Source organism: Pseudomonas sp. KNUC1026 (assembly GCF_021650705.1).
GTDB lineage: Bacteria > Pseudomonadota > Gammaproteobacteria > Pseudomonadales > Pseudomonadaceae > Aquipseudomonas.
On record NZ_CP087138.1, the window covers coordinates 1,790,794 to 1,812,436 of the forward strand.

A 21,643-nucleotide genomic window follows, 5' to 3' on the forward strand; every position below is an offset into this window, starting at 1 on the left:
TGCCGAGCCATGCTTTGGCGTACACTGGCGGCCAGTCTGTGAGGAACCTACATGAGCGCTATAACCATTACCGACGCCGCCCATGACTACCTGGCCGATCTGCTCTCCAAGCAGAACACCCCAGGCATCGGCATTCGCGTGTTCATTACTCAGCCGGGCACCCAGTACGCTGAAACCTGCATCGCCTACTGCAAGCCCGGCGAAGAGAAGCCCGATGACGTGGCACTGGGGCTCAAAAGCTTCACCGCCTACATCGACGCCATCAGCGAGCCGTTTCTCGACGCGGCGGTTGTCGACTACGCCACCGACCGCATGGGCGGCCAGCTGACCATCAAGGCCCCCAATGCCAAGGTGCCGATGGTCAACGAAGACAGCCCGATCAACGAGCGCATCAACTATTACCTGCAAACCGAGATCAACCCGGGGCTGGCCAGCCACGGCGGCCAGGTGAACCTGGTCGAGGTGGTCGAGGACGGCATCGCCGTGCTGCAGTTCGGCGGCGGCTGTCAAGGCTGTGGCCAAGCCGATGTGACGTTGCGTGAAGGCATCGAGCGCACGCTGCTGGAGCGGATTCCGCAGCTCAAGGGCGTGCGCGATGTGACCGACCACAGCCAGAAAGAAAACGCCTACTACTGATGGCCTGAGCCCAGAGCGCGTGCCCATGCACGCGCCCTCTGTTCAAGGCCGGTACAGGTGCGCATGCCCAGCCCTGTACAGGTTCGACGCCGCGAACGGCTCATCCCCCAGCACCCTGCCAACCACGATCAGTGCACTGCGCTCGCAGCCCAGCGCTTCGGCCTGTGCCAGCAGGTTCGCCAGTGTGCCGCGGGCGACGGCCTGGTCCGGCCAGCTCGCGCGGTAAACCACCGCCGCCGGGCAATCTGGCCCGTAGTGCGGCAGCAAGGCCTGCACGATCTTCTCCAGATGCCTGACGCCCAGGTGAATCGCCAGGGTGGCGCGATGCCGCGCCAGGTCAGCCAGCGCCTCACCCTCCGGCATCGGCGAGCGGTCGCCATAGCGCGTCAGGATCACTGTCTGGGAAATACCGGGCAGCGTCAGTTCAGCCTCCAGCACCGCAGCGCAGGCAGCCGTGGCGGTTACGCCCGGGATGATCTGGAAAGGGATGCCGCGCGTGCGCAGCTCACGGATCTGCTCGCCGATGGCGCCATACAACGAAGGGTCGCCCGAGTGCACGCGTGCCACGTCCTGGCCCTTGGCGTGGGCGCTGGCCAGCACCTCTACGATTTGCTCCAGGTTCAGTGTGGCGCTGTCGATCACCTGTTCGGCCTGGTGCCCTTCAAGCACTGCGGCGGGCACCAGCGAGCCTGCGTAAAGGATCACCGGGCACTGGCGTATCAGCCGCTGGCCTTTGACGGTGATCAGGTCGGGGTCGCCGGGGCCGGCGCCGATGAAGTAGACGGTCATGGGAGTCCTTGGGCGATGGCCAGGGTCGCCTGGGCGTTGGCGATGCGCGCAACGCGCAGCCTGGCGGGTTGGCCGGTCAGGTGTTCGCAATGGGCCAGCGCTGCGCTTTCGGCGACGCCTGCGCAGCCGGTCCGTTCGAGGGTGATGGCGCTGTGGTGGGTCAGGCGAGGGTTCAAATGGGCGAGGGCAGCGCTCTCGTAAACCACCAGGGGCAAGCCCAATTCGTCGGCCAACGCCAGCAATGCAGGCTCTTGCGCCTTGAGCCGGTGGCTGGCCAGCCCGCTCGGCACAAGGCCCGCGCACTGTGCCAGGCCCTGTGCCAGCAGCTCGCGCAGGGCGGGCAGGGTGCAGTGGCGGCGGCAGCCGATACCGATAACGATCATCCAAGCCTCGCGCTGAAAAGGCGCCATCATACCGCTGCTTCTGTTCCTGCGGGTTTTCCGCCGGCCTCACCGGTATACCAGGCGCACGAACCAACGCGCGAACTGCGCCGCGCTTTAACCCGGTTAGCACCTTTCTGAGGCATCGCAGAAGAATATTGTAATGGTTCTGCACTGATGCACTTCTGGGTTCAACCAAAGTGAATAACCTTAGTCTCACCCGTGAGCCCATGTGGGCAGGTAACTTCGGTTGCGCCGCAACTGTGGTCATATTCTTATCAAGGGTGATAAATGAAAGCGCTGACAGGGTGGGCAATTGCACTTGCCGTTTCAATGGGTAGCGCCGGGCATGTGATGGCTGCCAAACAGACCAAGAGCCCCAGGATACTGGTCAACTGCACGGCGTCGGCGATGGAAGCGGGGCGAGGTATCGAGCTCTACAAGGCATGGTTCGACGCACTGGATGCCTACCATCGGCGGCAGATGCCGGCACTGTCCGATAACGAACGGCACATCTATTCGCTGGGTGAGATCGACCAGAGCCGTACCCAGCTCAAGGCATCGGGCATGAACCCCCAATCGGCGCTGCGGGAGTATTACGAGGCTAACTGTTCCAGCTACACGTTCCGCTAGATGAAAAAAGGGTTTCACTCTTCGAGCGAAACCCTTTTTCGATTCAGGCTGCGGTGTCGTGGGCAACACCCAATACAGCCACTTCTTCAGCGGCAGGCGCCGGGGCGAAGATGAAGTTCGCTGCGGTCACGTCGGTTGCATGGTTGCCCGACATCGCGAACTCGAACTGGTTGCCATTGGCATCGGCTTCGCGGGATTTGAAGTAGGTCTTGTCACCGCTGTCGTTGACCACCACCACCAGGGTGCCGTCACGGCCATTGCCCAGGCCAGTGAAGCCCAGGGCCGAGAGGTCGATGCGGTCGGTGCTGGCGTTGAAGTCGGTGATCAGGTCGCCGTGATTGCCTTCTTCCTTGCTCAGGTTGTAATTGCGGTAGCTGTCGAGCAGGTTCGAAAAGCGGAACACGTCGTGGCCACCGCCGCCGCTGAGAATGTCGGCGCCAGCACCACCGTCGATGATTTCGCTGGCGTCGGTGCCGCTCAGCCGATCATTGCCGGCGGTGCCCAGGATCAGGTGCTCGAAGCTCACGTTGCTGCTGTCGAGCTTGCCCACCAGGTTGCCGGCCAGGGCGACTTCGAAGCGCAGGCCTTCGGCGTTGGCTTCGTAGCTTTTCAGGTAGGTGCGGTCGGTGCTGGCGTTGTACTGCACCGCCAGGGTGCCGCCGTAGCCGTTGCCCAGGCCAGTAAAGCCTAGCCCTGCGACATCCAGGCTGTCCTGGGCCGGGTTGAAGTCAGTGATCAGGTCGACGTAGCTCTTGCTGGCGTCGCGGTAGCTGTCGCTGATCTGCTCGAAGCGGAAGGTGTCGTGGCCGTCGCCGCCGGTAAGCTTGTCGGCACCGGCGCCGCCGATGATCAGGTCATCACCTGCAGTGCCCACCAGTACGTCTTTGCCGTCGGTGCCGTCGATGCGGTGTACCGGCACGGTATCGCTGGCCACGCTGCCTTCGCCGTAGACCAGCGTGGTGCCTTTGCTGGTGTGCTCGATCACGTTGCCGTACAGGCTGTTGTGCTCGGTGCCGGGCTCACGGCGTTCGGCGATGCCGTAGGTCGACTGGTCGCTGCCGGTGATGGTGTTGCGCTGCACCAGGTTGTTGTCGCCGTTGTAGTAACGGCCCGACACGCCCTGGGTGTCGTTGTACGACTGGATCACCACCTCCGGCACCGCGCCGTTCTGCGCGTTGTCGTGGATCTGGTTGTTCACCACCTGGCTGCCGCTGCTGCCATACAGGCGCACGCCAGCGCTGCCGTTGTCATGGATCTCGACGCCGTCCACGGTCACGTTGGTGGACATCTTCACCAGCACGCCCTCGGCGGCGTTGCCGTACACCGAGCCGCCGCTGATCAGGATGTTGTCCACCAGCGCGCGGTCCTCGCTGCCGCGCTGTACCACGATGCCGGCGCCGCCGTTGTCGCGCGCCACGTTGCCGATCAGCTCGAAGTCATGAGTACTGGTGACGATGTTGAAGCCGTGGCGGTCGTTGCCGTAGGCCAGGTTGTTCACGAAGCGGCCGTCGATCTGGTAGTCGGCGACGAAGCCGTCCAGGCCGTTGCCATGGGACACGCTGTTGCTGATGGTCAGGTTGATGGTCTGCTCGTGGGGGTCGAAGCCGTAGCCGGAGCAGTCCTTGATCTCGACCTTGTCCAGCAGCACGTTGCTGTCGTGCCCATCGCCATCTGGGATGAAGCCGTTGAACCAGCCGTCGACCTTGCCGGTGGTGTTGGCGCGGTTGCCGTCCAGGGTCAGGTTGTTCAAACCGAAATCGTGGGTTTCCTCGCCGTAGGCCGAACGGATCAGGCCGGTGACGTTGCCGTTGTACCCGTCGGCGAGCTTGAAGGTGCTGGCGCCCATGCCCTCGCCGCTGATGGTCACGTTGCTTTTGATCATCAGGCAGCCGCTGGTGGGGTCGCCATTGCCGCTGATGATGAAGGTGCCTTCCGGGACCACAACTTCGCCGCCGCCTGCGGCGAAGGCCGCGTCGATGGCGGCCTGGATGGCTGCGGTATCGTCGGTGACGCCGTCGCCGACGGCTCCGAAATCCTTGATGTTGAACGCCATGGTCTGTCCTCGAGGTCATGGATGCCTGGCAGCGTGAACCACGCTGCGGAGCCTGTTCGACCCCCTTGAGCGCACTCGATCCCCGGTTGGCGGAGGAATAATATGTAATGGTTTTCCATTCTGGATATTTGCGGGAAGTTGCGCTTTCGAATATCCACTGTGAATCAAGCCCTACGTAAAAGCCCGTTCATGCAGTTTCACCTGGCATGAACGGGCTTCATGGGCGGGGCGTTCGAAGGGGCTAGGCTTCGAGGTGCTTGCTCCTGTGAATCAACGCCCTTGCCACCGCCGGCTGCCACCGTGCGGTGGCTTTTTTGCCGGATCAGGCGGCCTCTTCCTTGCGCAGGGACGCCATGTCGATCACGAAGCGGTACTTCACGTCACTCTTGAGCATGCGCTCGTAGGCTTCGTTGATGTACTGGATGTCGATCGGCTCGATGTCCGAAACGATCTTGTGCTTGGCGCAGAAGTCGAGCATTTCCTGGGTTTCGCGAATGCCGCCGATCAGCGAGCCGGCGAGGCTGCGGCGCTTGAGGATCAGGTTGAACACGGTGGGCGAGGGGTGCGGGTGCTCCGGCGCGCCGACCAGGGTCAGGGTGCCGTCGCGCTTGAGCAGGCTCAGGAACGGATCCAGGTCGTGCTTGGCGGCCACGGTGTTGAGGATGAAGTCGAAGCTGTTGGTATGAGCCGCCATCTGCTCGGCGTCCTTGGAAATCACCACTTCCTTGGCGCCCAGGCGCAGCCCGTCTTCGCGCTTGCTTTCGCTGGTGGTGAACAGCACCACGTGCGCGCCCATGGCGGCGGCGATCTTCACACCCATGTGGCCAAGGCCACCCAGCCCGACGATGCCGACCTTTTTGCCGGGGCCGGTTTTCCAGTGCGAGAGCGGCGAATAGGTCGTGATGCCCGCGCACAGCAGCGGTGCCACGGCGGCAAGGTCTTTTTCTGCGTGGGAGATGTGCAGCACGAAGTTCTCTTTCACCACGATGCGGGTGCTGTAGCCGCCGTAGGTGTTTTCGCCGCCGAACATGGGGCCGTTGTAGGTGCCGGTGAAGCCGTTTTCGCAGTACTGCTCTTCACCTTCAGCGCAAGAAGGGCAGTGCTGGCAGCTGTCGACCATGCAGCCGACGCCGGCCAGGTCGCCGACCTTGAAGTTTTTCACGTCGCTGCCCACCGCGCTCACGCGGCCGACGATCTCGTGGCCGGGCACGGAGGGGTAGAGCGTGTTGGCCCATTCGTTACGGGCAGTGTGCAGGTCGGAGTGGCAGACGCCGCAATGCAGGATATCGATCTGTACGTCGTTGGCGCCTGGCTCGCGGCGTTCGAGGGTGAACGGGGCGAGTTTTTCGGTCGCGCTCTGCGCGGCATAGGTATAGGTCTTGCTCATCGCGAGGGTTCTCCTGAGGTTCGGGCCGGGGGCTTGCGGGGGAGCGCCTGGCCGAGGCGTGGAACGGCGAGCGGCAGGCGCGCTCTACAGCTCAAGGCCCACCGTTCGGAGTCAACCCAGATGCAGACCGCCTATTCGCCTGAAACGTTCGATCACGACAGCCTCCTGCACATTCCCGGCCCATTGTTGGTGGAATTCGGCACCAACTGGTGTGTGCACTGCCAGGCTGCGCGGCAGTACCTGGCGCCGGTGATGGCCGAGTATCCGCAAGTGCGCCATATGCAAGTGGAAGACGGCCCTGGGCGCAGGCTTGGCCGTGCGTTCAAGGTCAAGCTGTGGCCGACGATGGTGTTCATGCGCGATGGTCAGGAGGTCGCCCGCCTTGTGCGCCCCAGCCATACCGGGCTGATCGAGGAAGCGTTCGAGCAACTCACCGGCCAGGGATGATAGGCTGCCCGCGTTTTCGCCCAGGTATCGACTGCCATGGCCCTGGCCACACCCCCGCGTTCGCCCCTGCCGCCCAGGCATTACAGCCCTTGGCCAAACACTATCGGCCTGGCCTGAGCATCGAGCCCCATCACCACGAATGGGGCCAGTTGCTGCACGCCGTCAGCGGGATGATGTGGGTCGACACACCCAGCGCCTCGCTGCTTGTACCGCCGCAACGCGCCGTGTGGCTGCCGCCTGGCCTGCCGCACGGGATCCGAGTGGTCAGCGAGCTGCAGATGCGCAACCTGTACCTGCCGCCAGCATTGGCCGCAACCGTGGGTGAGCGGTTGGCGGTGCTTGAGGTGTCGCCCTTGTTGCGTGAGCTGGTAATACGCAGAGTGGGCCTGGGCGAGGCTGAGCCGGCCCACTACGCCCAGGCGCTGGACCAATTGCTGGTGCTGGAGCTGCACGCAGCACCGCCCGGTGGCTTGCGCGTGCCGATGCCGGAGGCGGGTGATCGGCGTTTGCTCGCCGTATGCACGGCGGTGATGGCCGAGCCCTCTCAGCAGCTTACGTTCGAGCGGCACGCCGTGGGCGCAGGTGCCAGCACCCGCACCCTGGCAAGGTTGTTCCAGGCCGAGCTAGGCATGGGTTTTGTGCAGTGGCGGCGCCAGGTGCAACTGGCGCATGCGGTGGCTGAGCGGCTTCAGGGTGTGCCGGTAGGGCGGATCGCGCGCTCATTGGGCTACGAGCCGGGCAGCTTCAGCGAGATGTTCCGCAGCGCGCTGGGCGTCTCGCCCTCGGCCTTCGGCCCGCACGCTTGTCCGATTCCCTGAAGCCTCTGGCAGATACGCAAGGTACCTGTTCGTTAGCCTGCAGCCTTCTTTGACTCGCCAGGATATCGACCATGCAAGCCTTGCAGTTTCACGCCACCGGGAGCCTCGATCACTTGAACCTGGTAGACCTGCCTGTCCCGGTACCAACCGAGGGTGAGGTGCTGGTAAGGGTCGAGGCTGCTGGCCTCAACCCCAGTGACATGAAAAACGTGCTCGGGCGCTTTCCCTATACGACACTGCCGCGAATCCCCGGCCGAGATTTCGCGGGCGTGGTCGAGCAAGGCCCGGCGGCACTGTTGGGGCAGGCGGTGTGGGGCACCGGGCGCGGTCCAGGCTTTACCCGTGACGGTGCGCATGCGCGCTATCTCACCGTGCCGGCGGCTGGCGTTGCGCTCAAGCCGGAGTGTTTGAGTTTCGCCCAGGCGGCGAGCCTCGGCGTGCCTTACACGACGGCCTGGGATGCACTGGAGCGTGCGCGGGTGGTGGCCAATACCCGCCTGCTGGTGATCGGTGCCAATGGCGCGGTGGGCCAGGCGGCCCTGGCCCTGGCGCAATTGCGCGGTGCCCGTGTGCTGGCGGCCGTTCGGCGGCCGGAGCAGGCTGAGCCCCTGCGCGCCAGAGGCATCGCCACACTGCTGCTGGGCCGGGCAGAGGATTTACCCGCGCAGGTTGAGGCGGTGTACCCCGGCGGTGCCGAGGTGATTTTCGACACCACAGGCTTCTGGCTGCCGGCAGCGGTCAACGCCCTGGCCACCTTCGGCCGGGTCGCGATCATCGCAGCTCCTGTGGAGGGTGAGGTGCAATTGCCAGCGCTGTCGCTCTATCGCCGAGGCGGGGAGCTGGTGGGGGTCAATTCCTTGCTGTACGACACTGTCGCCTGCGCCGCCATGCTGCGAGCGTTCGGCGGAGCGTTCGATAACGGGACTTTGCCCACGCCCCCAGCCCCGCGGCAGGTAGCCCTGTCTGAGGGCATCAATTGCTATCGCGCGTTGCAGGCCGGGAGCAGCGAAAAGGTCGTGCTGCTACCTGATTGAATCAACCGTCCGTCGGTTGGTATCAGGAGGGTCACGAATTATCTGCCGTTACTGTTGACGAATCACATAAGCGCAGAGGCAACCCTCTATACGAATGAAATCAGGAAGCGAATCAAATGGATGGCGCAACTTTCAAAGAAGCCGACGTAATGGCCAAGCGGCGCGTGATGGTCGTTGAAGACGAGCCAATCATCCGGGAGTTCGTGTGTGAACTGCTGAGTGCCGAGGGTTATGAGATCGAAGACTACGAGTCTGCTGACGAGGCCTTTGGCTGCCTCAAGGATCACGCCGACAAGATCGACCTGCTGATCACCGACATCCGCATGCCGGGTGAGCTCGATGGTGCAGACCTGACCAATCTGGTGCTCGACCAGTGGCCGTCGATTCGGGTGATCGTGATGTCTGGCCACGAGACGCCGGAGACGGCCGGCATTGCCAGCCGCGTCGCATTCTTGCCCAAGCCATGGAGCATTGGGCAGCTGATCGACAGTGTGCAGGATGTGACGGCCTTCCAGCCCGTCGCTCACTGACCGGGCAAGGCGGGCGGCCCGTCCTGGGCCAGCCCGCCGAACGACGCTGCCGGGTCGATATAGCGCAGCGCCGATTTCACATCTTTCCAGCCGACATAGGCCATCAGGCTTTTCAGGTCCCAGCCGTTCGCGGTTGCCCAGGTAGCGAAACCGCGCCTGAGCGAATGGCTTGAGTACGCCGCCGCCGGCACCCCACCGCGTTCGAGAATGCCGCGCATCAGCGGGATCAGGCTGTTGCTGTGCAGTGGCGTTTCAGCCAGCCGGCCCCAACGATCGATCCCACGAAACACCGGCCCCTTGGCAATTCCGGCTGCCGTGATCCAGTTCAGATAGGCCTGCACCGGGCACAGGCTGTTAAGCGCCGGGGTGCGCAGCCGGCTGCCGAGGTTTTGCCGGTCGCCCTTGCTGCGAGGCAGGTACAGCTCGATGCCGACGCCGGCCTGGGCGCGAATGTGCTCGACCTGCAAACGAGCCAGTTCATCGCTGCGCAACCCGCGCCAGAAGCCCAGCAGCAGCAGCGCCTGGTCGCGCCGGGCGCGCAGCCGCCGTACCGGTTGTTCAGCTTCGGCTTCCAATGCCTGAATGACCTGCTGCAGGGTATCGATGCCCAGCGGTGTGGCCTGGCGCGGCTGTGCCGGGTGCAGGGCGCGGATGCCCTTGAACACCTGGCGCACCAGAGGCGTGCGCACAGGGTCAGCGAAGCCTTGGGTCAGGTGCCATTGCGAGAGTGCCGCCAGGCGCTGGCGCAGGGTCGCCAGGCTGTGCGTCGCAGCATGGTCGGCCAGGTACCGGGCGATGCTGTCGGCGGTGGCCGGCAGCAACCCGCCCCAGCTCACCTCGAAGTGTTCGATCGCCGCACGGTAGCTGCGCCGGGTGTTGTCGCGCGTGCCGGCGGCGAGGTAGCGGGCAACCTCGCTCACGCGCGCCCCGCATGAAAAAGCCAGCGACGTATTTGTTGAAAGTCTCCGGGCTTTTGAAGTCGGCCAGGCGCTTGAACGTATCGCTCTGGGGCTCAGGCCCGCGCGGCTGGCCAGTGAGCGATACCGAAAGCACGCGATCACCGCTGGCGCTGAGCAACAGCTCATCCATGTGCTGGCCGCCCACCACCGGCCGGCGCAGGGTGACCGCCACGCCCTTGCCGGCCATCCAGTCCACCAGCCGCACCAGCGCCTGCAAGGGCTCGCGCTCTTCGTCGCGAAAGACCGGGAACATCAATTGGCGCGACAGCACCGGCACCGTCGCGGCGTGAATCAATTCATAGAAATGGCTGCCCGGTTGCGCCGGTGAATACAGCGCCATCGCCAGCAGCGGGCCGCCGGCACGCGCACCGCCCCACAGCAGGTGATGGCCTTGCAGGTCGAAGCTTTTATCGGCACCGGTGAACACCTTGCGCCCGCGCACGTCGTTGACGCAGTCCAGCAGCAGCCCATGGCGACGATGGCGGCCGAACGCGGTGGAGCTGGCCAGCCGGTTCTTGAGCATCATCATGTGCTTCATGTCGAGCCGGGTTTCCAGGTAATGCGCCGCCGGCACCCGCTCCACCAGTGGGTAGCGCGCCGCCACCTGGCGCAACCGGCCGAATTGCTCGCTCAGGTTCGGCTTGCTGGCATAGCTGTAGACGTTCAGCCCGGCGGCTTCCAGCCAGGTCAGCAGCACTTCCAGGAGGCCGTCGCGCTCGTGGCTGGCGGGCGCTGCGTTGAAGTCGGCCAGCAGCCGCAGCGGCACGTCCGGAGCGCGCCAGGCCAGTGCCTTGGGCGCGTTGTGGTCGCTTTCGTCGCGGCCCTGATGGGCGAACGGGCACTGCGGCGCGTGCTCGGGTGTGCCGGGATTGTTGCGCAGGTACAAGGTGCCGGTATGGCCGTTGAGGCTGACATTGAGCACCGGCATCGTGTCGCTGCGGCACTCACAGCCCAGCCATTGCCCCTCGGCACGCACCTTGATCAGCCACTGGTTGGCCTGCAGCAATTCACGGCCCTGGGCCTGGCCACAGGCGAATGCCTCGAGCAAGGCCTGTTCGCCGGGTGTGAGGCTGCGCAGAACCGCGCCGTGCTGGTCGATCAAACGCATGGTTGCGCCTTGGGCAAAGGATGTGGGGCAAACGAAGCCGTTGCTGGCTGTATATACATACAGAAAGCCTCAAATGCAAATCTGCCGCTCGGTTCACGGGCCAGATCGGCCTGCCACCCTTCGTACATGCAAATACCCAGGCGGTAGCAGGTGCGTGATACTTTGTGGGTATACGTGAATATTCAATTGATATTGGACGTAAAAAAGAGGCTGAGCCATGCTTGTGGCCAGCTGAAACAAGGCCAGGCAAGGCCGCCGCCCGCTGATTCGTTCACCCAACGACAACAATAATCGAGGTAAACGCAATGACCGTGAAGATCGCCCACACCGGCGAGGTGCAGAGGTTTTTCGAAGAAGCCAGCGGCCAGGGCAACGCCCAGGGCAGCCCGCGCCTCAAAGCGGTCATGCTGCGCATCCTGCAAGACACCGCGCGGCTGATCGAGGAGCTGGAAATCACCCCGGACGAGTTCTGGAAGGCCGTGGACTATCTCAACCGCATGGGCACCCGGCAGGAGGCTGGCTTGCTGGTGGCAGGGCTTGGGCTGGAGCACTTTCTCGACCTGCTGCAGGACGAAAAGGACGCCCAGGCCGGCCTCACCGGCGGTACCCCGCGCACCATCGAAGGGCCGCTGTACGTGGCCGGCGCGCCGTTGTCGGAGGGCGAGGCGCGCATGGACGACGGCACCGACCCCGGCACGGTGATGTTCCTGCAAGGGCGCGTCACCGATGCCGATGGTCAGCCTGTGGCGGGTGCAACCGTAGATGTGTGGCACGCCAGCACACATGGCACCTATTCGTACTTCGACCCCAGCCAGGCGCCGTTCAACCTGCGCCGGCGCATCCTCACCGACGAACAGGGCCGCTACCGCGCGCGCAGCATTGTGCCCAGCGGCTATGGCTGCCCGCCCGCCGGCACCACGCAGGAAGTGCTCGATCACCTGGGCCGCCATGGCCGCCGGCCTGCGCATATCCACTTCTTCATCTCCGCGCCCGGCTACCGCCACCTCACCACCCAGATCAACTTCGCCGGCGATCAGTACCTGTGGGACGACTTCGCCTACGCCACTCGCGACGGGCTGATCGGCGAGCTCGAGTTCATCGAAGACCCCGCCCAGGCCAAGGCTCGGGGGGTGGAGGGCGAGCGTTTCGCGCAGCTTGATTTCGACTTCCAGCTGCAAAGCGCAACTGATGCCAGTGCCGAGGCGCGCAGCCTGCGCCCGCGAGCCTTGCAAAGCGCTTGAGCCAGCCACGCGGGCCCACGGCGGGCGTTGCGTGAATCGAGAACGGAGAACCCCTATGCATTCGCTTACCGTATCGGCAGCCGCCCTGCCTGGCCGCTGGCCGAAGGCCCGTCCTTCGAAGCCCTGCTCGAGGGCGTGCGCCAGCGCGCTCGGCAGGGTGAATTCGACCGCCAGCGGCATATCCCGCGTGATGTCATCGACGCCTTCAAACGCCATGGCGTGTACCGCGCCCTGGTGCCGGCTCGCTTTGGCGGCTTGCAGTGTTCACCTGCGCAGTTCTGCCAGATGATCGAGCGCATCTCCCATGCCGACGGCTCGGCCGGCTGGGTCGCCAGTTTCGGCATGAGCCCGGTATACCTGGCGGCGCTGCCGGTCGACACGCTCAAGGGGTTGTATGCCAAAAGCCCCGACACGGTGTTCGCTGCCGGCATCTTCCCGCCCCAACCGGCTGAAACCGTGCCAGGCGGGTTCAAGGTCAGCGGGCGCTGGAAGTACTCCAGTGGCTCGATGTGCGCCGACATCGTCGGTGTCGGCATCGCGCCGAAGGCCGGCGACCAGCCTGGCCTGCCGCGCATCGCGGTAATGCCCAGCCATCAGGTGCGCATCGAACAGACCTGGGACACCGTGGGCCTGCTCGGCACCGGTAGCAATGATCTGGTGGCCGAGGGCGTGTTCGTCGCCGACCACTGGACCTTCGTGCGCGGCGGCGAACCTCATCTGGACGAGCCGCTGTTTCGCTACCCGTCGCTGTCGTTGGCCACCCAGGTGCTGTCGGTAGTGGGGCTGGGTGTGGCTCGCGCCGCGCTGGACGAGTTGGCCGCCATGGCCAGCGGGCGCATTTCGGTGACCGGCGCTCCAGCCATCGCCGACCGCCCGCTGGCGCAAACCGAAGTGGCGCGCTGCGAAGCGGCCCTGCGCGCGGCACGGGCGTTCTTCTACGAGGCCATCGAGCAGGCCTGGGACCATGCCCTGGCCGGTGGCCCGGTGCCGGCGCAAGTTACCAACCTGCTGCGGTTGTCGTCGACCCACGCCACCCGAGTGGCCGCGGAGGTAGCGCGCAGCGTGCAGATGCTCTCGGGCATGAGCGGGATCTACCAGCAAAGCCCGCTGGCGCGCTGCGTGAACGATGCGCAGGTGGTGACCCAGCACGCCTTCATGGGCGATGCGACCTATCAAAACGCCGGGGCGATGTTCTTCGGCAAGCAGCCGACCCCAGGCTATCTGTGACCACCCGGAGCCAGACGATGAGCGATCGAAAAACCTTGCGCGTGCTGTTCTGCATGGGCATCAACCAGAACTTCTTCGACGCCCCGCGCGAGGAGCAACTGCAGGTGTGGGCGCCTTCAGCGCGATGTGGAACGGCATCCACGACCTGCCGGGCGTGCAGGTGCTGGGCAACATGGACGACGACCAGAGCATGGTCGGGCCCAGCGACGGCTTCCCCTGGACCACCTACCTGCTGGCCGATGTGCCCGACATCGCCACCGTACACGCCGCCTGCAACCTGTTCCGTACCACGGCGGTGGGCGAGGGGCCATACCGGCTGTGGCGCTACGCCAAGGTCGAGGCCCGTGTAGGGCGTGAGCTGATCATCCAGCGCAGTTGAGCCCAACGGCACCTGCACCCCATCACTGGCTGCGCGCCTGGCCGCGCGGCGCAAGACCGACCCGCCTTTGAAGAGGCAGGCAAGGAGTTACCGTGAGCAACCTGATACCCGCCATCGAGCTGCCGGCCGACCCCGCCGAGCTGGTGCAAAGCGACCGCGTGCACACCTCGCTCTACAACGACCCGGCGCTGTTCGATGCCGAGTTGGCAAAGATTTTCTACAGCACCTGGGTGTGGGTGGCCCACGACAGCGAAATCCCCGACACCGGCAGCTACAAGACCAGCTACATCGGCAAGCAGCCGGTGATCGCCGTGCGCGACCGCAAGAAGCAGGTGCACGTGCTGCTCAACCGTTGCCGCCACCGTGGCGCCACGGTGTGCGAGCACAAGAAGGGCAAGACCGCCAGCTTCGTGTGCCCTTATCACGGCTGGGGCTACGCCCTTGACGGCTCGCTGCGCGGTATCCCGCACCCGGAGAGCTACGGCGACTGCATCGACAAGGCCGAGCTGCCGCTGGTGAGCCTGCGCACTGAAAGCTACGCCGGGATGATCTTCGCCACCTTCAAAAACGACATCGAGCCACTGGTGGATTTTCTGGGCCCGGCGAAGAAGTGGATGGACCTTTTCATGAAGCAGGGCGCCGGCTACGGCATCAAGGTGCCGGGCGAGCATCGCTTCCGCTTCCCCGGCAACTGGAAGATCCAGCTGGAAAACACCACCGATGCCTATCACTTCCCGCTGGTGCACAAGAGCTTTCTCAGCTCGGTGGACGAGCAGACCCTGGCGCTGTTCGACTTCGTCGAAGGCCCGGGCTACGTCGAAGACCTGGGCAACGGCCACAGCGTGATGGTGATGATTCCCGACCTGATCGACCTGGAAGCGGACCTGGACAAGCCCGTCCCCGAACGCTTCGAAGCCCTGGCCGCCGAGTTGCGCGACGAAGGCCTCGAAGAACAGCAAGTGCGGCGGATCGTGCGTGCCGTGGGCGGCACCGGCTTCAACCTCAACCTGTTCCCCAACGTTGCCTGCTCGATGGCGTTTTTCCGGGTGCTGCAGCCGATCTCGGTGCATGAAACCGAAATCCACCATTCGGTGATCACCCTGGACGGCGGCCCAGCGGCGGCCAACCGTTACCGGCTGCGCCTGCACGAGCACTTCCAGGGGCCGATGGGTTTTGGCACTCCGGACGACTCCGAAGCCTGGGAGCGTGTGCAGAAGGGCGCCAAGGCCGGTGAAAGCCTCTGGATCATGCTCAACCGCGGGCTGCCGGGCGAGCGCCCGAGCGAAGACGGCCGGGTGTCCGACGTGAGTGCCGAAACCGGCATGCGCGCGGCCTACCAGCAATGGAAAAAGATGATGACGGCGTAACCGGCGGAGAACCTTATGAACTTGCACCTGCTTCAAGAAGTGACCGCCTTCCTCTGGGCCGAAGGCGACATGCTCGACCACGGCGAGTACAGCACCTGGCTAGCGCTGTGGGCCGCCAAGGGCACATACATCATCCCCATCGACCCGCGTGCGACGGATTTCGAGAACACCCTGAACTACGCCTACGATGACCACCACATGCGCGAGTTGCGCGTGCAGCGGCTCACCGGTGGCGAGTCGATCTCCACCAGCCCGCAGCCGCGTACCGTGCGCACCCTGTCGCGCATCCGCGTGCTCGCTGACGACGGCATGAACCTGAGCGTGCGCGCGGCGCAGAACCTGCGCGAGTTCCGCAAGGAAACCCTCAGGCACTACACCGCCGACCTCACCTATGAGCTGGTGCGCAGCGAAGGCAGCTTCAGGATCCAGCGCAAGGTGGTGAGCCTGATCAACAGCGACGATGCCCTGGCCGGCATCGGCTACATCCTGTGAAGGGGGCGAGCATGAACTCGATCGCGTTGGTGACCGGGGCCGGGCACGGGCTGGGCCTGCGTTTCGGCGCGCGCCTGCTGGAGGCAGGCTACCAGGTGGTGTTCAGCGACCGCGACCTGCAAGCGGCGCAAGCGGCTGTGCGCCAGCTCGACCCTGCCGGTGAACGCACCCTGGCCGTGAAGCTGGATGTCAGCAGCAAGGCAGACTTCGACAGCGCCCTGGCCCAGGTGCTGGAGCGCTTCGGCGGGCTGCAGGTGGTGGTCAACAACGCGGCGGTGACCAAAACCACGCCGCTGATGCAGATCACTCCCGAGGAATTCGATGAAGTGGTGGGGCTCAACCTGCGCAGCGTGTTCCTCGGCTGCCAGGTGCTGGGCGCGTACCTGGCCGAGCAAGGCTACGGCCGCATCATCAACCTGGCGTCGCTTGCCGGGCAGAACGGCGGCACCGCCACCGGCGCCCATTACGCGGCAAGCAAGGGCGCCATCGTGACCCTGACGAAAATCTTCGCCAAGGAATTCGCCGCGCGCGGTGTGACGGTCAACGCCATCGCCCCGGGCCCGATCGACTCGCCTGCGGTGCGCGCTGCGGTGCCGCCGCCCAGGCTTGAAAGCCTGCTGGCGAACATTCCGGTGCAGCGCCTGGGCGATGCGGATTTTCTCGGCGACCTGATCGTGCAACTGGCCCGGCCCGAAGCCTACTTCACCACCGGGGCGACCTGGGACGTGAACGGCGGGCTGTTCATGCGCTGACCCCGAAGGAGGGAATGTGCCATGCGTGAAGAACTCTTGGATGTGGTGGTGCGCAAGCGCGACCTGCAAGGCGACGGTGTCGTCGTGCTCGATCTTGCCCGCGCGGACGGCAGCGCGTTGCCGCTGTTCGATGCCGGTGCCCATGTGGACATCCACATCGCCCCTGGCCTGGTGCGCCAGTACTCGTTGTGCAGCGACCCCGCCGACGCCAGCCTGTATCGGCTGGGCGTATTGAAAGACCCGGCCTCGCGCGGCGGCTCGGTGGGCGTGCACGACACCTTGCTCGAAGGCCGGCAGTTGCAGATCAGCCTGCCGCGCAATCTGTTCCCGTTGGCCAGCGGCGCACGGCGCACGCTGCTGCTGGGGGTGGCATCGGCATTACCCCGATGATCGCCATGGCCTATGCGCTGGAGCAGCGTGGCGAAGCCTTCGAGCTGCATTACTGCGGGCGCTCGCGCAGCCGCAGTGCGTTCTTGGCAGAGCTTGAGCGCGCGCCTTTCGCCGGCAAGGTGTTCACCCATTTCGACGACGAAGGTGAGGCGCAAACACTGGACCTTGCCAAGGTGCTGGGCCAGGGCGAAGCCGGTGTTCACCTCTACACCTGCGGGCCCGGTGGCTTCATGGAATGGGTGATCGCAGGTGCTCGTGCCCAGGGCTATAGCGAAGAGCACATCCACAAGGAGTACTTCCAGGTGGAGGCGGACGCCAGCGGGCAGGGCTTCGAAGTCGTCGCCGCGCGCAGCGGCAAGGTGGTGCAGGTCGCCGAGGGCCAGACCATCCTCGATGCGCTGGCCTCGGTGGGCATCAAGATCGACATCTCCTGCGAGCAAGGGGTGTGCGGCACCTGCCTGTGCGATGTGCTCGAAGGCGAGCCCGACCACCGGGACGTTTACCTGACCGACGAAGAAAAGGCCGCCAACGACCAGATGCTGGTGTGTTGCTCGCGGGCCAAGTCGAAAAAGCTCGTGCTGGATATTTGAGGAGAACGACCGTGGTGGATGTCAGCAGCTTTCGCAATGCAATGGCCCTGCTCGGCGGCGCCGTATCGGTGATTACCACCGACGGCCCCCGTGGCCGCTTCGGCTTCACCGCCTCGGCGGTGTGCAGCGTCACCGATTCGCCGCCCACGCTTCTGGTGTGCATGAACCGCAACTCCAACTCCAACGAGCCGTTCAAGGCCAATGGGGTGCTGTGCGTGAACGTGCTGGCCGGCACCCACAGCGAACTGTCCGGGGCGTTTGCCAACAAACACCTGGCCATGCAGGAGCGCTTCGCTGCCACCGCCTGGACCACGCTGGAAAGCGGCGCGCCGGTGATGCTGGAGGCGCTGGTCAACTTCGACTGCCGCATCGCCCAGGTGCATGAGGTGGGCTCGCACAGCATTTTCTATTGCCAGATCCAGGGCATTCGCCAGGGAGGCGCGGCCGAGGGATTGGTGTATTTCAACCGCGCCTACCACCGCTTGGGCGATGCCTCGAAGGCCTGTTGAGGCCTTCGCGGGGCGGGTCAGAGGTTTTCGAGGTTGTGGAAGACCGTTTCGAGCATGCCGTTCAGGCGCTGGATCTGCGCTTCGGTGAGGCCGGTGAAGCTGCGCTGGAACAGCCCGTGAGTTACGCCCTGCATGCGCTCGATGGTCTCAAGGCCCAACGGGGTGATGCTCACCTGGGTGACCCGGGCGTCTTCGGTGCTGGTGGCGGTGCTCACCAGGCCGTCGTCCTTCATGCGGTAGACGATCTTGGTGATGGTGGAGAGCTTGGCGATGGCGTGGGTGGAGATCTCGGAGATGCTCGACTGCCCGTTCTCGTTGAGGATCCACAGCACCCGCCAGCGCGGCACGTCGAGGTCGACCTTCTTGAGCAGGCGTTCCATGTTGTGCATGTACTGCCCATGAACGCGGGCAAGCCAGTAGAAGGGGAAGTCTTCCTTGCGGAAGTCTTCGCTGGCGGGGTCGTAGCGGCTCTGGCGTTTTCTTGTAGGGCTCATGAGGTTTCGGCAGCTGGAAAAAGTGCCGTAAGCATAGGAGTTTTATAGCGCGGTGCGAAGCCCTCGTGAGCACCGTAAAGCCTATGAAACGGGCATTTGAAGGCGGGCTGAATAGATGACATGTCATTTGATAATTCAACCAAATCGGAAGGCTCTGCGATGACGATAGTGGTAGAAGCGCTCGACCTCGGCGGCCCGGGCCTTGTGGTCATGGTCAAGGACACGCTGGACGTGGCCGGGGTGCCGACCCGCGCCTCCAGTGCTGCCCTGGCCGATGCACCAGCTGCGGCGGCGAATGCCGAGGTTGTGCAACGCCTGCTGGACGCCGGCTGCCACCTGGTCGGCAAAACCGGCCTGCACGAGCTGGCCTTCGGCACCACCGGCATCAACCATCACACCGGCACCGCGCCCAACCCGCGCTACCCCGGGCGCATTCCAGGTGGCTCCTCCAGTGGCTCGGCGGCAGCCGTGGCTGCGGGGCTGGTGGACTTCAGCCTGGGCACCGACACCGGCGGCTCGGTGCGCATTCCGGCCTGCTGCTGCGGGGTGTTCGGCTTCAAGCCGACTTTCGGGCGAGTGAGCCGGCAGGGGGTGATGCCCGCGCACAGCACGCTCGATTGTGCGGGGCCGCTGGCGGCAACGCTGCCGGGGCTTGTGCAGGCCATGCGCATCATCGACCCCAGCTTCGGCAGCACCATCGCGCCATCAGAGATTCGCATCGGGCAGGTGAGGGTGGCCGCCAGTGATGCGGTGCAGGCGGTGGTCGATGCGGCGGTGCAGGCGTCAGGGGCGCCGGTTGCTCCCATAACGCTCGACCTGATGCCTGCGGCCTACAACGCGGCGATGGTGATCATCAACCGCGAGACCTACCAGGCCTGCGAGGGCCTGCTCGCCTCGGGCAAGGTCGGGGCGGATGTGGCGGCCAGGCTTGCGGCCGCAGGCCAGGTCACTGACGCGGCACTGGCTGAGGCCGAGCAGGTGCGCGAGCGCTTCAGCGCGCAGGTCGATGCGGTGCTGGGCCACTGTGAGGTGCTGGCGTTGCCGACCATGCCCGACTTTCCGCTCAGGCTCGAAGAGGCCGCCGACACCCGCGCGGTGCTGGGCATGACCGCGCTGGTGCGGCCGTTCAACCTCTCCGGGCACCCGGCGCTGACGATTCCGCTGGCCAGCCCCGCGGGGTTGCCGGTGGGCTTGCAATTGGTCGGTGCCGAAGGCGCTGACGAGGCGCTGCTGGCCATCGCTGCTCGCTTGCTGGCGGCCCTTCATGGCGCTTGATCCCAACCCTGGAGCATCCCCCATGGCCGATATCGCCCAGTTGCAACAACGCCTGCACGACCTGGAAGCCCAGCAAGCTGCACGTGCCTGCATGAACCGCTACATGGCGCTGTGCGACCAGTTGAATGCCGGCACGCCGCTGGACGAACTGGCGCAATTGTTCACCCACAACGCCGTGTGGGAAGGCAAGGGCGCCCGCTATGCCGGCAGCTTCGGCGGCTACCGCGGGCGCGAGGCCATTGCGCAGATGTTCGCCACCTACATGACCGAGCCTGCGCACTTTGCGTTGAACGTGCACTTTCTCACCAGCGAGCTGATCGAGGTGGACGGTGAACGGGTGACCGGCAGCTGGATCATGCTGCAGGCCAGCACCTTTGCCAGCGGCGCTTCGCACATGAACGCCGCGCGGTTGTCGGTGGCCTTTGCGTTCGAAGAGCAGCGCTGGCGCATCGCGCATTTCCAGACCGAGAACCTGTTCAGCCGGCCTGTCGCGGCATGGAACAGCGAGGCGCAATTGCCGGTCCCAGGCGGGGCCCGAATAGCGACCAATTCGGGATAGCCGCATGCAACGCAGCGGCCTAGCATCGAAACCCTGGATTCACCCTATAACAATAATTCGCCGCCACCGGTTCAGAGGTGCGGCTTTTCTCTCGCAAAAGCTGCCTCATACAACAGGTATAACAATATGAGCGTATCCACTTGCGGTGGCTCCCCTTGCGAGCTGCGGCGCAGCGCGGCTGGCTGGCGTTCGCCCAATCCCCCAAAGGCACGAGCCATGAACCCACGAATCACCCTCGGCACCCTGGCCGCCTCCCTGGCAATGGCCGGGTTTTCACCGGCAAGTCAGGCGATCCCTGTGTATGAAACCGCCGATACCCATGTCAGTGTCGAAGGCCTGGCGGCCTACGGCATGTTCAACAGCCGCCAGGGCTACAACGGCCTGCAGGGCGGCCGGCACTGGCGCGAGGCCTTCATCAAGTACGGCATCAAGGCCGACACCACACTGGGTGAGCAGGGCAGCGCCTACAGCGGTTTTGCCATGGTGTCATCGGGCACCTGGGGCGACGGCGATGCCGGCAACTTCACCGATGGCAGCGAGCGCACTACCAAGATCGAGGACGCCTACCTGGGCTGGCGCTCCGGCGACAGCCTGGGGTGGCTGGGCCATGACGGGCTCGACATCTCAGTGGGCCGGCAGGGGTTCAAGCTCGGGCAGGGTTTTCTGATCGTCGACGACGGCCTTAACCTGGGCAAGAACGGCGGTGCGCGCGGTTACAACCGTGGCGGCGCGTATTACCTGGGGGCACGCCATGCCTTCGACCGCACTGCCGTGGTGCGAATCGGTGGCAACGAAGGCTGGCACGGCACCGGCGCGTGGCTCAAATCCGACAATCATGCCCAGGCCAATACCGAAATGGGCGTTGCGGCGCTGGAGTACACGCGGCCAGCCGGCACGCTGGGCTTCAACTGGGTGCACGGCATCAGTGTTGACGAGCCCTGGGCCACGGAGGCGCTCAAGCGCCGCGAGGGAATGAACACCTACAGCGTGCGGGGCGATGGCAGCGCCGGTATCCCGGATGCCAACTTTGCCTTCGAGTACGCCGTGCAGAACAGCCATGGCGATCAGGAAACCGCCTGGTACCTGCAAGCCGGCTACCAGTTCAGCCAGGTGCTCTGGGCACCAAGCCTGACCGCGCGCTACACCCGCTATTCGCAGAACTGGGACATGCTCTTCACCGGCTTCAGCAGCGGCTACGGCACCTGGTTTCAGGGCGAAGTCGCGGCCAATTACGCCGGCCCGTTCAACAGCAACACCGGCGTCACTCACTTCGCGCTCAAGGCCAACCCGGTCGAGAACGTGACCCTGGGCGCGCTGTTCTTCGACTTCCGCACCCAGGGCAACCGGCAGAGTGTGAACCTCGATGCCCGCGAGCTCGACCTGTACGTGGAATGGGCAGTGTCGCCGCACCTGATCGTCACGCCGCTGCTGGGCCTGTACCGGCCAGACCACTCGGCAGCCGAGGGCGGCTCGCAGAGCGCCGGCAGCGGCACCAACGTCTACAGCCAGGTGACGGTGGCCGTACCGTTCTGACCGCCGCGCTTTGCCCTGCTGGCGCGCAGTTTGCAGGGCACGGAGCGTCATGGAGCAACCG

20 protein-coding genes and 4 pseudogenes are annotated in these 21,643 nt (G+C 64.9%); 17 read left to right on the plus strand and 7 right to left on the minus strand.

Going from position 1 to position 21,643, the window contains the following annotated elements:
• Positions 1-51: 51 nt before the first annotated feature.
• A complete protein-coding gene (nfuA, locus tag LN139_RS08095) occupies positions 52-636 on the plus strand; it encodes a Fe-S biogenesis protein NfuA (protein ID WP_236359457.1) in 585 nt (194 codons plus the stop codon).
• Positions 637-678: 42 nt separating this feature from the next.
• On the opposite strand, the gene cobM is transcribed toward nfuA, so the two are convergent.
• Entirely contained in the window at positions 679-1,425 is a 747-nt protein-coding gene (gene cobM / locus LN139_RS08100) for a precorrin-4 C(11)-methyltransferase (protein ID WP_236359458.1), read from the minus strand.
• A complete protein-coding gene (locus LN139_RS08105; RefSeq protein ID WP_236359459.1) occupies positions 1,422-1,808 on the minus strand; it encodes a cobalamin biosynthesis protein in 387 nt (128 codons plus the stop codon). The genes cobM and LN139_RS08105 overlap by 4 nt, the downstream gene beginning before the upstream one ends.
• 288 nt (positions 1,809-2,096) lie before the next feature.
• On the opposite strand from LN139_RS08105, the gene LN139_RS08110 reads away from it, so the two are divergent.
• Positions 2,097-2,438, plus strand: a complete 342-nt coding sequence (locus LN139_RS08110; protein WP_236359460.1) for a hypothetical protein — start codon at positions 2,097-2,099, stop codon at positions 2,436-2,438.
• A 70-nt stretch (positions 2,439-2,508) separates the two neighbouring features.
• Here the strand turns inward: LN139_RS08110 and LN139_RS08115 are convergent.
• Positions 2,509-4,491: pseudogene (locus LN139_RS08115) on the minus strand (right-handed parallel beta-helix repeat-containing protein); the annotation flags it as partial.
• Between the two features lie 322 nt (positions 4,492-4,813).
• Positions 4,814-5,878 carry an NAD(P)-dependent alcohol dehydrogenase gene (locus LN139_RS08120; RefSeq protein WP_236359461.1) on the minus strand — a complete coding sequence of 355 codons (1,065 nt, stop codon included), beginning with the start codon at positions 5,876-5,878 and terminating at the stop codon, positions 4,814-4,816.
• Positions 5,879-5,998: 120 nt separating this feature from the next.
• Between LN139_RS08120 and LN139_RS08125 the strand changes: the two genes are divergently transcribed.
• From LN139_RS08125 to LN139_RS08140, 4 genes are all read left to right on the plus strand, one after another.
• On the plus strand, positions 5,999-6,325 hold the full coding sequence (locus LN139_RS08125) for a thioredoxin family protein (RefSeq protein WP_236359462.1): 327 nt from the start codon (positions 5,999-6,001) through the stop codon (positions 6,323-6,325).
• Positions 6,326-6,414: 89 nt separating this feature from the next.
• On the plus strand, positions 6,415-7,143 hold the full coding sequence (locus LN139_RS08130) for an AraC family transcriptional regulator (protein WP_329611024.1): 729 nt from the start codon (positions 6,415-6,417) through the stop codon (positions 7,141-7,143).
• A 71-nt stretch (positions 7,144-7,214) separates the two neighbouring features.
• Positions 7,215-8,177 carry a quinone oxidoreductase family protein gene (locus LN139_RS08135; protein WP_236359463.1) on the plus strand — a complete coding sequence of 321 codons (963 nt, stop codon included), beginning with the start codon at positions 7,215-7,217 and terminating at the stop codon, positions 8,175-8,177.
• Between the two features lie 116 nt (positions 8,178-8,293).
• Positions 8,294-8,707: a response regulator gene (locus tag LN139_RS08140; protein WP_236359464.1), complete on the plus strand. Its 414-nt coding sequence runs from the start codon at positions 8,294-8,296 to the stop codon at positions 8,705-8,707.
• Here LN139_RS08140 and LN139_RS08145 read toward each other — a convergent pair.
• Both LN139_RS08145 and LN139_RS08150 read right to left on the minus strand, forming a co-directional pair.
• Positions 8,701-9,528, minus strand: a complete 828-nt coding sequence (locus tag LN139_RS08145; RefSeq protein WP_236359465.1) for a site-specific integrase — start codon at positions 9,526-9,528, stop codon at positions 8,701-8,703. The two genes, LN139_RS08140 and LN139_RS08145, sit on opposite strands and share 7 nt — an antisense overlap.
• A 106-nt stretch (positions 9,529-9,634) precedes the next feature.
• Positions 9,635-10,774 (minus strand): annotated as a pseudogene (locus LN139_RS08150) (hypothetical protein); the annotation flags it as partial.
• A 305-nt stretch (positions 10,775-11,079) separates the two neighbouring features.
• Between LN139_RS08150 and catA the strand changes: the two are divergent.
• The 8 genes and pseudogenes from catA (at position 11,080) to LN139_RS08190 (ending at position 17,721) form a co-directional block, all read left to right on the plus strand.
• Positions 11,080-12,015, plus strand: a complete 936-nt coding sequence (gene catA, locus LN139_RS08155) for a catechol 1,2-dioxygenase (RefSeq protein ID WP_236359466.1) — start codon at positions 11,080-11,082, stop codon at positions 12,013-12,015.
• 72 nt (positions 12,016-12,087) lie between these two features.
• Positions 12,088-13,242 (plus strand): indole-3-acetate monooxygenase, encoded by a 1,155-nt coding sequence (gene iacA, locus LN139_RS08160; protein WP_236360325.1) that lies wholly within the window; start codon positions 12,088-12,090, stop codon positions 13,240-13,242.
• Positions 13,243-13,259: 17 nt separating this feature from the next.
• A pseudogene (locus LN139_RS08165) lies at positions 13,260-13,621 on the plus strand (IacB protein).
• A gap of 92 nt (positions 13,622-13,713) precedes the next feature.
• Positions 13,714-14,988: an aromatic ring-hydroxylating oxygenase subunit alpha gene (locus LN139_RS08170; protein WP_236359467.1), complete on the plus strand. Its 1,275-nt coding sequence runs from the start codon at positions 13,714-13,716 to the stop codon at positions 14,986-14,988.
• Positions 14,989-15,003: 15 nt separating this feature from the next.
• Complete coding sequence (locus tag LN139_RS08175) at positions 15,004-15,480, plus strand: aromatic-ring-hydroxylating dioxygenase subunit beta (protein WP_236359468.1); 477 nt, start codon at positions 15,004-15,006, stop codon at positions 15,478-15,480.
• An 11-nt stretch (positions 15,481-15,491) separates the two neighbouring features.
• Complete coding sequence (locus LN139_RS08180; RefSeq protein ID WP_236359469.1) at positions 15,492-16,232, plus strand: SDR family NAD(P)-dependent oxidoreductase; 741 nt, start codon at positions 15,492-15,494, stop codon at positions 16,230-16,232.
• A gap of 21 nt (positions 16,233-16,253) precedes the next feature.
• A pseudogene (locus LN139_RS08185) lies at positions 16,254-17,212 on the plus strand (PDR/VanB family oxidoreductase).
• Positions 17,213-17,223: 11 nt separating this feature from the next.
• Entirely contained in the window at positions 17,224-17,721 is a 498-nt protein-coding gene (locus tag LN139_RS08190; RefSeq protein ID WP_236359470.1) for a flavin reductase, read from the plus strand.
• Between the two features lie 17 nt (positions 17,722-17,738).
• On the opposite strand, the gene LN139_RS08195 is transcribed toward LN139_RS08190, so the two are convergent.
• Positions 17,739-18,215: a MarR family winged helix-turn-helix transcriptional regulator gene (locus LN139_RS08195; protein WP_236359471.1), complete on the minus strand. Its 477-nt coding sequence runs from the start codon at positions 18,213-18,215 to the stop codon at positions 17,739-17,741.
• Positions 18,216-18,374: 159 nt separating this feature from the next.
• Between LN139_RS08195 and LN139_RS08200 the strand changes: the two genes are divergently transcribed.
• From LN139_RS08200 to LN139_RS08210, 3 genes are all read left to right on the plus strand, one after another.
• Positions 18,375-19,490, plus strand: coding sequence for an amidase family protein (locus tag LN139_RS08200; protein WP_236359472.1), 1,116 nt, complete (start codon positions 18,375-18,377; stop codon positions 19,488-19,490).
• A 22-nt stretch (positions 19,491-19,512) separates the two neighbouring features.
• On the plus strand, positions 19,513-20,049 hold the full coding sequence (locus LN139_RS08205; RefSeq protein ID WP_236359473.1) for a nuclear transport factor 2 family protein: 537 nt from the start codon (positions 19,513-19,515) through the stop codon (positions 20,047-20,049).
• A 216-nt stretch (positions 20,050-20,265) separates the two neighbouring features.
• Entirely contained in the window at positions 20,266-21,582 is a 1,317-nt protein-coding gene (locus LN139_RS08210) for a hypothetical protein (protein WP_442964394.1), read from the plus strand.
• The last annotated feature ends 61 nt before the right edge of the window (positions 21,583-21,643 follow it).

Excerpts from the sequence above, each read along its gene's own strand:
- LN139_RS08195 (WP_236359471.1), bottom strand. The coding sequence starts at position 18,215 with ATGAGCCCTACAAGAAAACGCCAGAGCCGCTACGACCCCGCCAGCGAA.
- nfuA (WP_236359457.1), top strand. The coding sequence starts at position 52 with ATGAGCGCTATAACCATTACCGACGCCGCCCATGACTACCTGGCCGAT.
- LN139_RS08110 (WP_236359460.1), top strand. The coding sequence starts at position 2,097 with ATGAAAGCGCTGACAGGGTGGGCAATTGCACTTGCCGTTTCAATGGGT.
- LN139_RS08105 (WP_236359459.1), bottom strand. The coding sequence starts at position 1,808 with ATGATCGTTATCGGTATCGGCTGCCGCCGCCACTGCACCCTGCCCGCC.
- LN139_RS08120 (WP_236359461.1), bottom strand. The coding sequence starts at position 5,878 with ATGAGCAAGACCTATACCTATGCCGCGCAGAGCGCGACCGAAAAACTC.
- LN139_RS08125 (WP_236359462.1), top strand. The coding sequence starts at position 5,999 with ATGCAGACCGCCTATTCGCCTGAAACGTTCGATCACGACAGCCTCCTG.
- LN139_RS08200 (WP_236359472.1), top strand. The coding sequence starts at position 18,375 with ATGACGATAGTGGTAGAAGCGCTCGACCTCGGCGGCCCGGGCCTTGTG.
- cobM (WP_236359458.1), bottom strand. The coding sequence starts at position 1,425 with ATGACCGTCTACTTCATCGGCGCCGGCCCCGGCGACCCCGACCTGATC.
- LN139_RS08140 (WP_236359464.1), top strand. The coding sequence starts at position 8,294 with ATGGATGGCGCAACTTTCAAAGAAGCCGACGTAATGGCCAAGCGGCGC.
- LN139_RS08175 (WP_236359468.1), top strand. The coding sequence starts at position 15,004 with ATGAACTTGCACCTGCTTCAAGAAGTGACCGCCTTCCTCTGGGCCGAA.
- LN139_RS08210 (WP_442964394.1), top strand. The coding sequence starts at position 20,266 with ATGAACCCACGAATCACCCTCGGCACCCTGGCCGCCTCCCTGGCAATG.
- LN139_RS08180 (WP_236359469.1), top strand. The coding sequence starts at position 15,492 with ATGAACTCGATCGCGTTGGTGACCGGGGCCGGGCACGGGCTGGGCCTG.
- LN139_RS08135 (WP_236359463.1), top strand. The coding sequence starts at position 7,215 with ATGCAAGCCTTGCAGTTTCACGCCACCGGGAGCCTCGATCACTTGAAC.
- catA (WP_236359466.1), top strand. The coding sequence starts at position 11,080 with ATGACCGTGAAGATCGCCCACACCGGCGAGGTGCAGAGGTTTTTCGAA.
- LN139_RS08205 (WP_236359473.1), top strand. The coding sequence starts at position 19,513 with ATGGCCGATATCGCCCAGTTGCAACAACGCCTGCACGACCTGGAAGCC.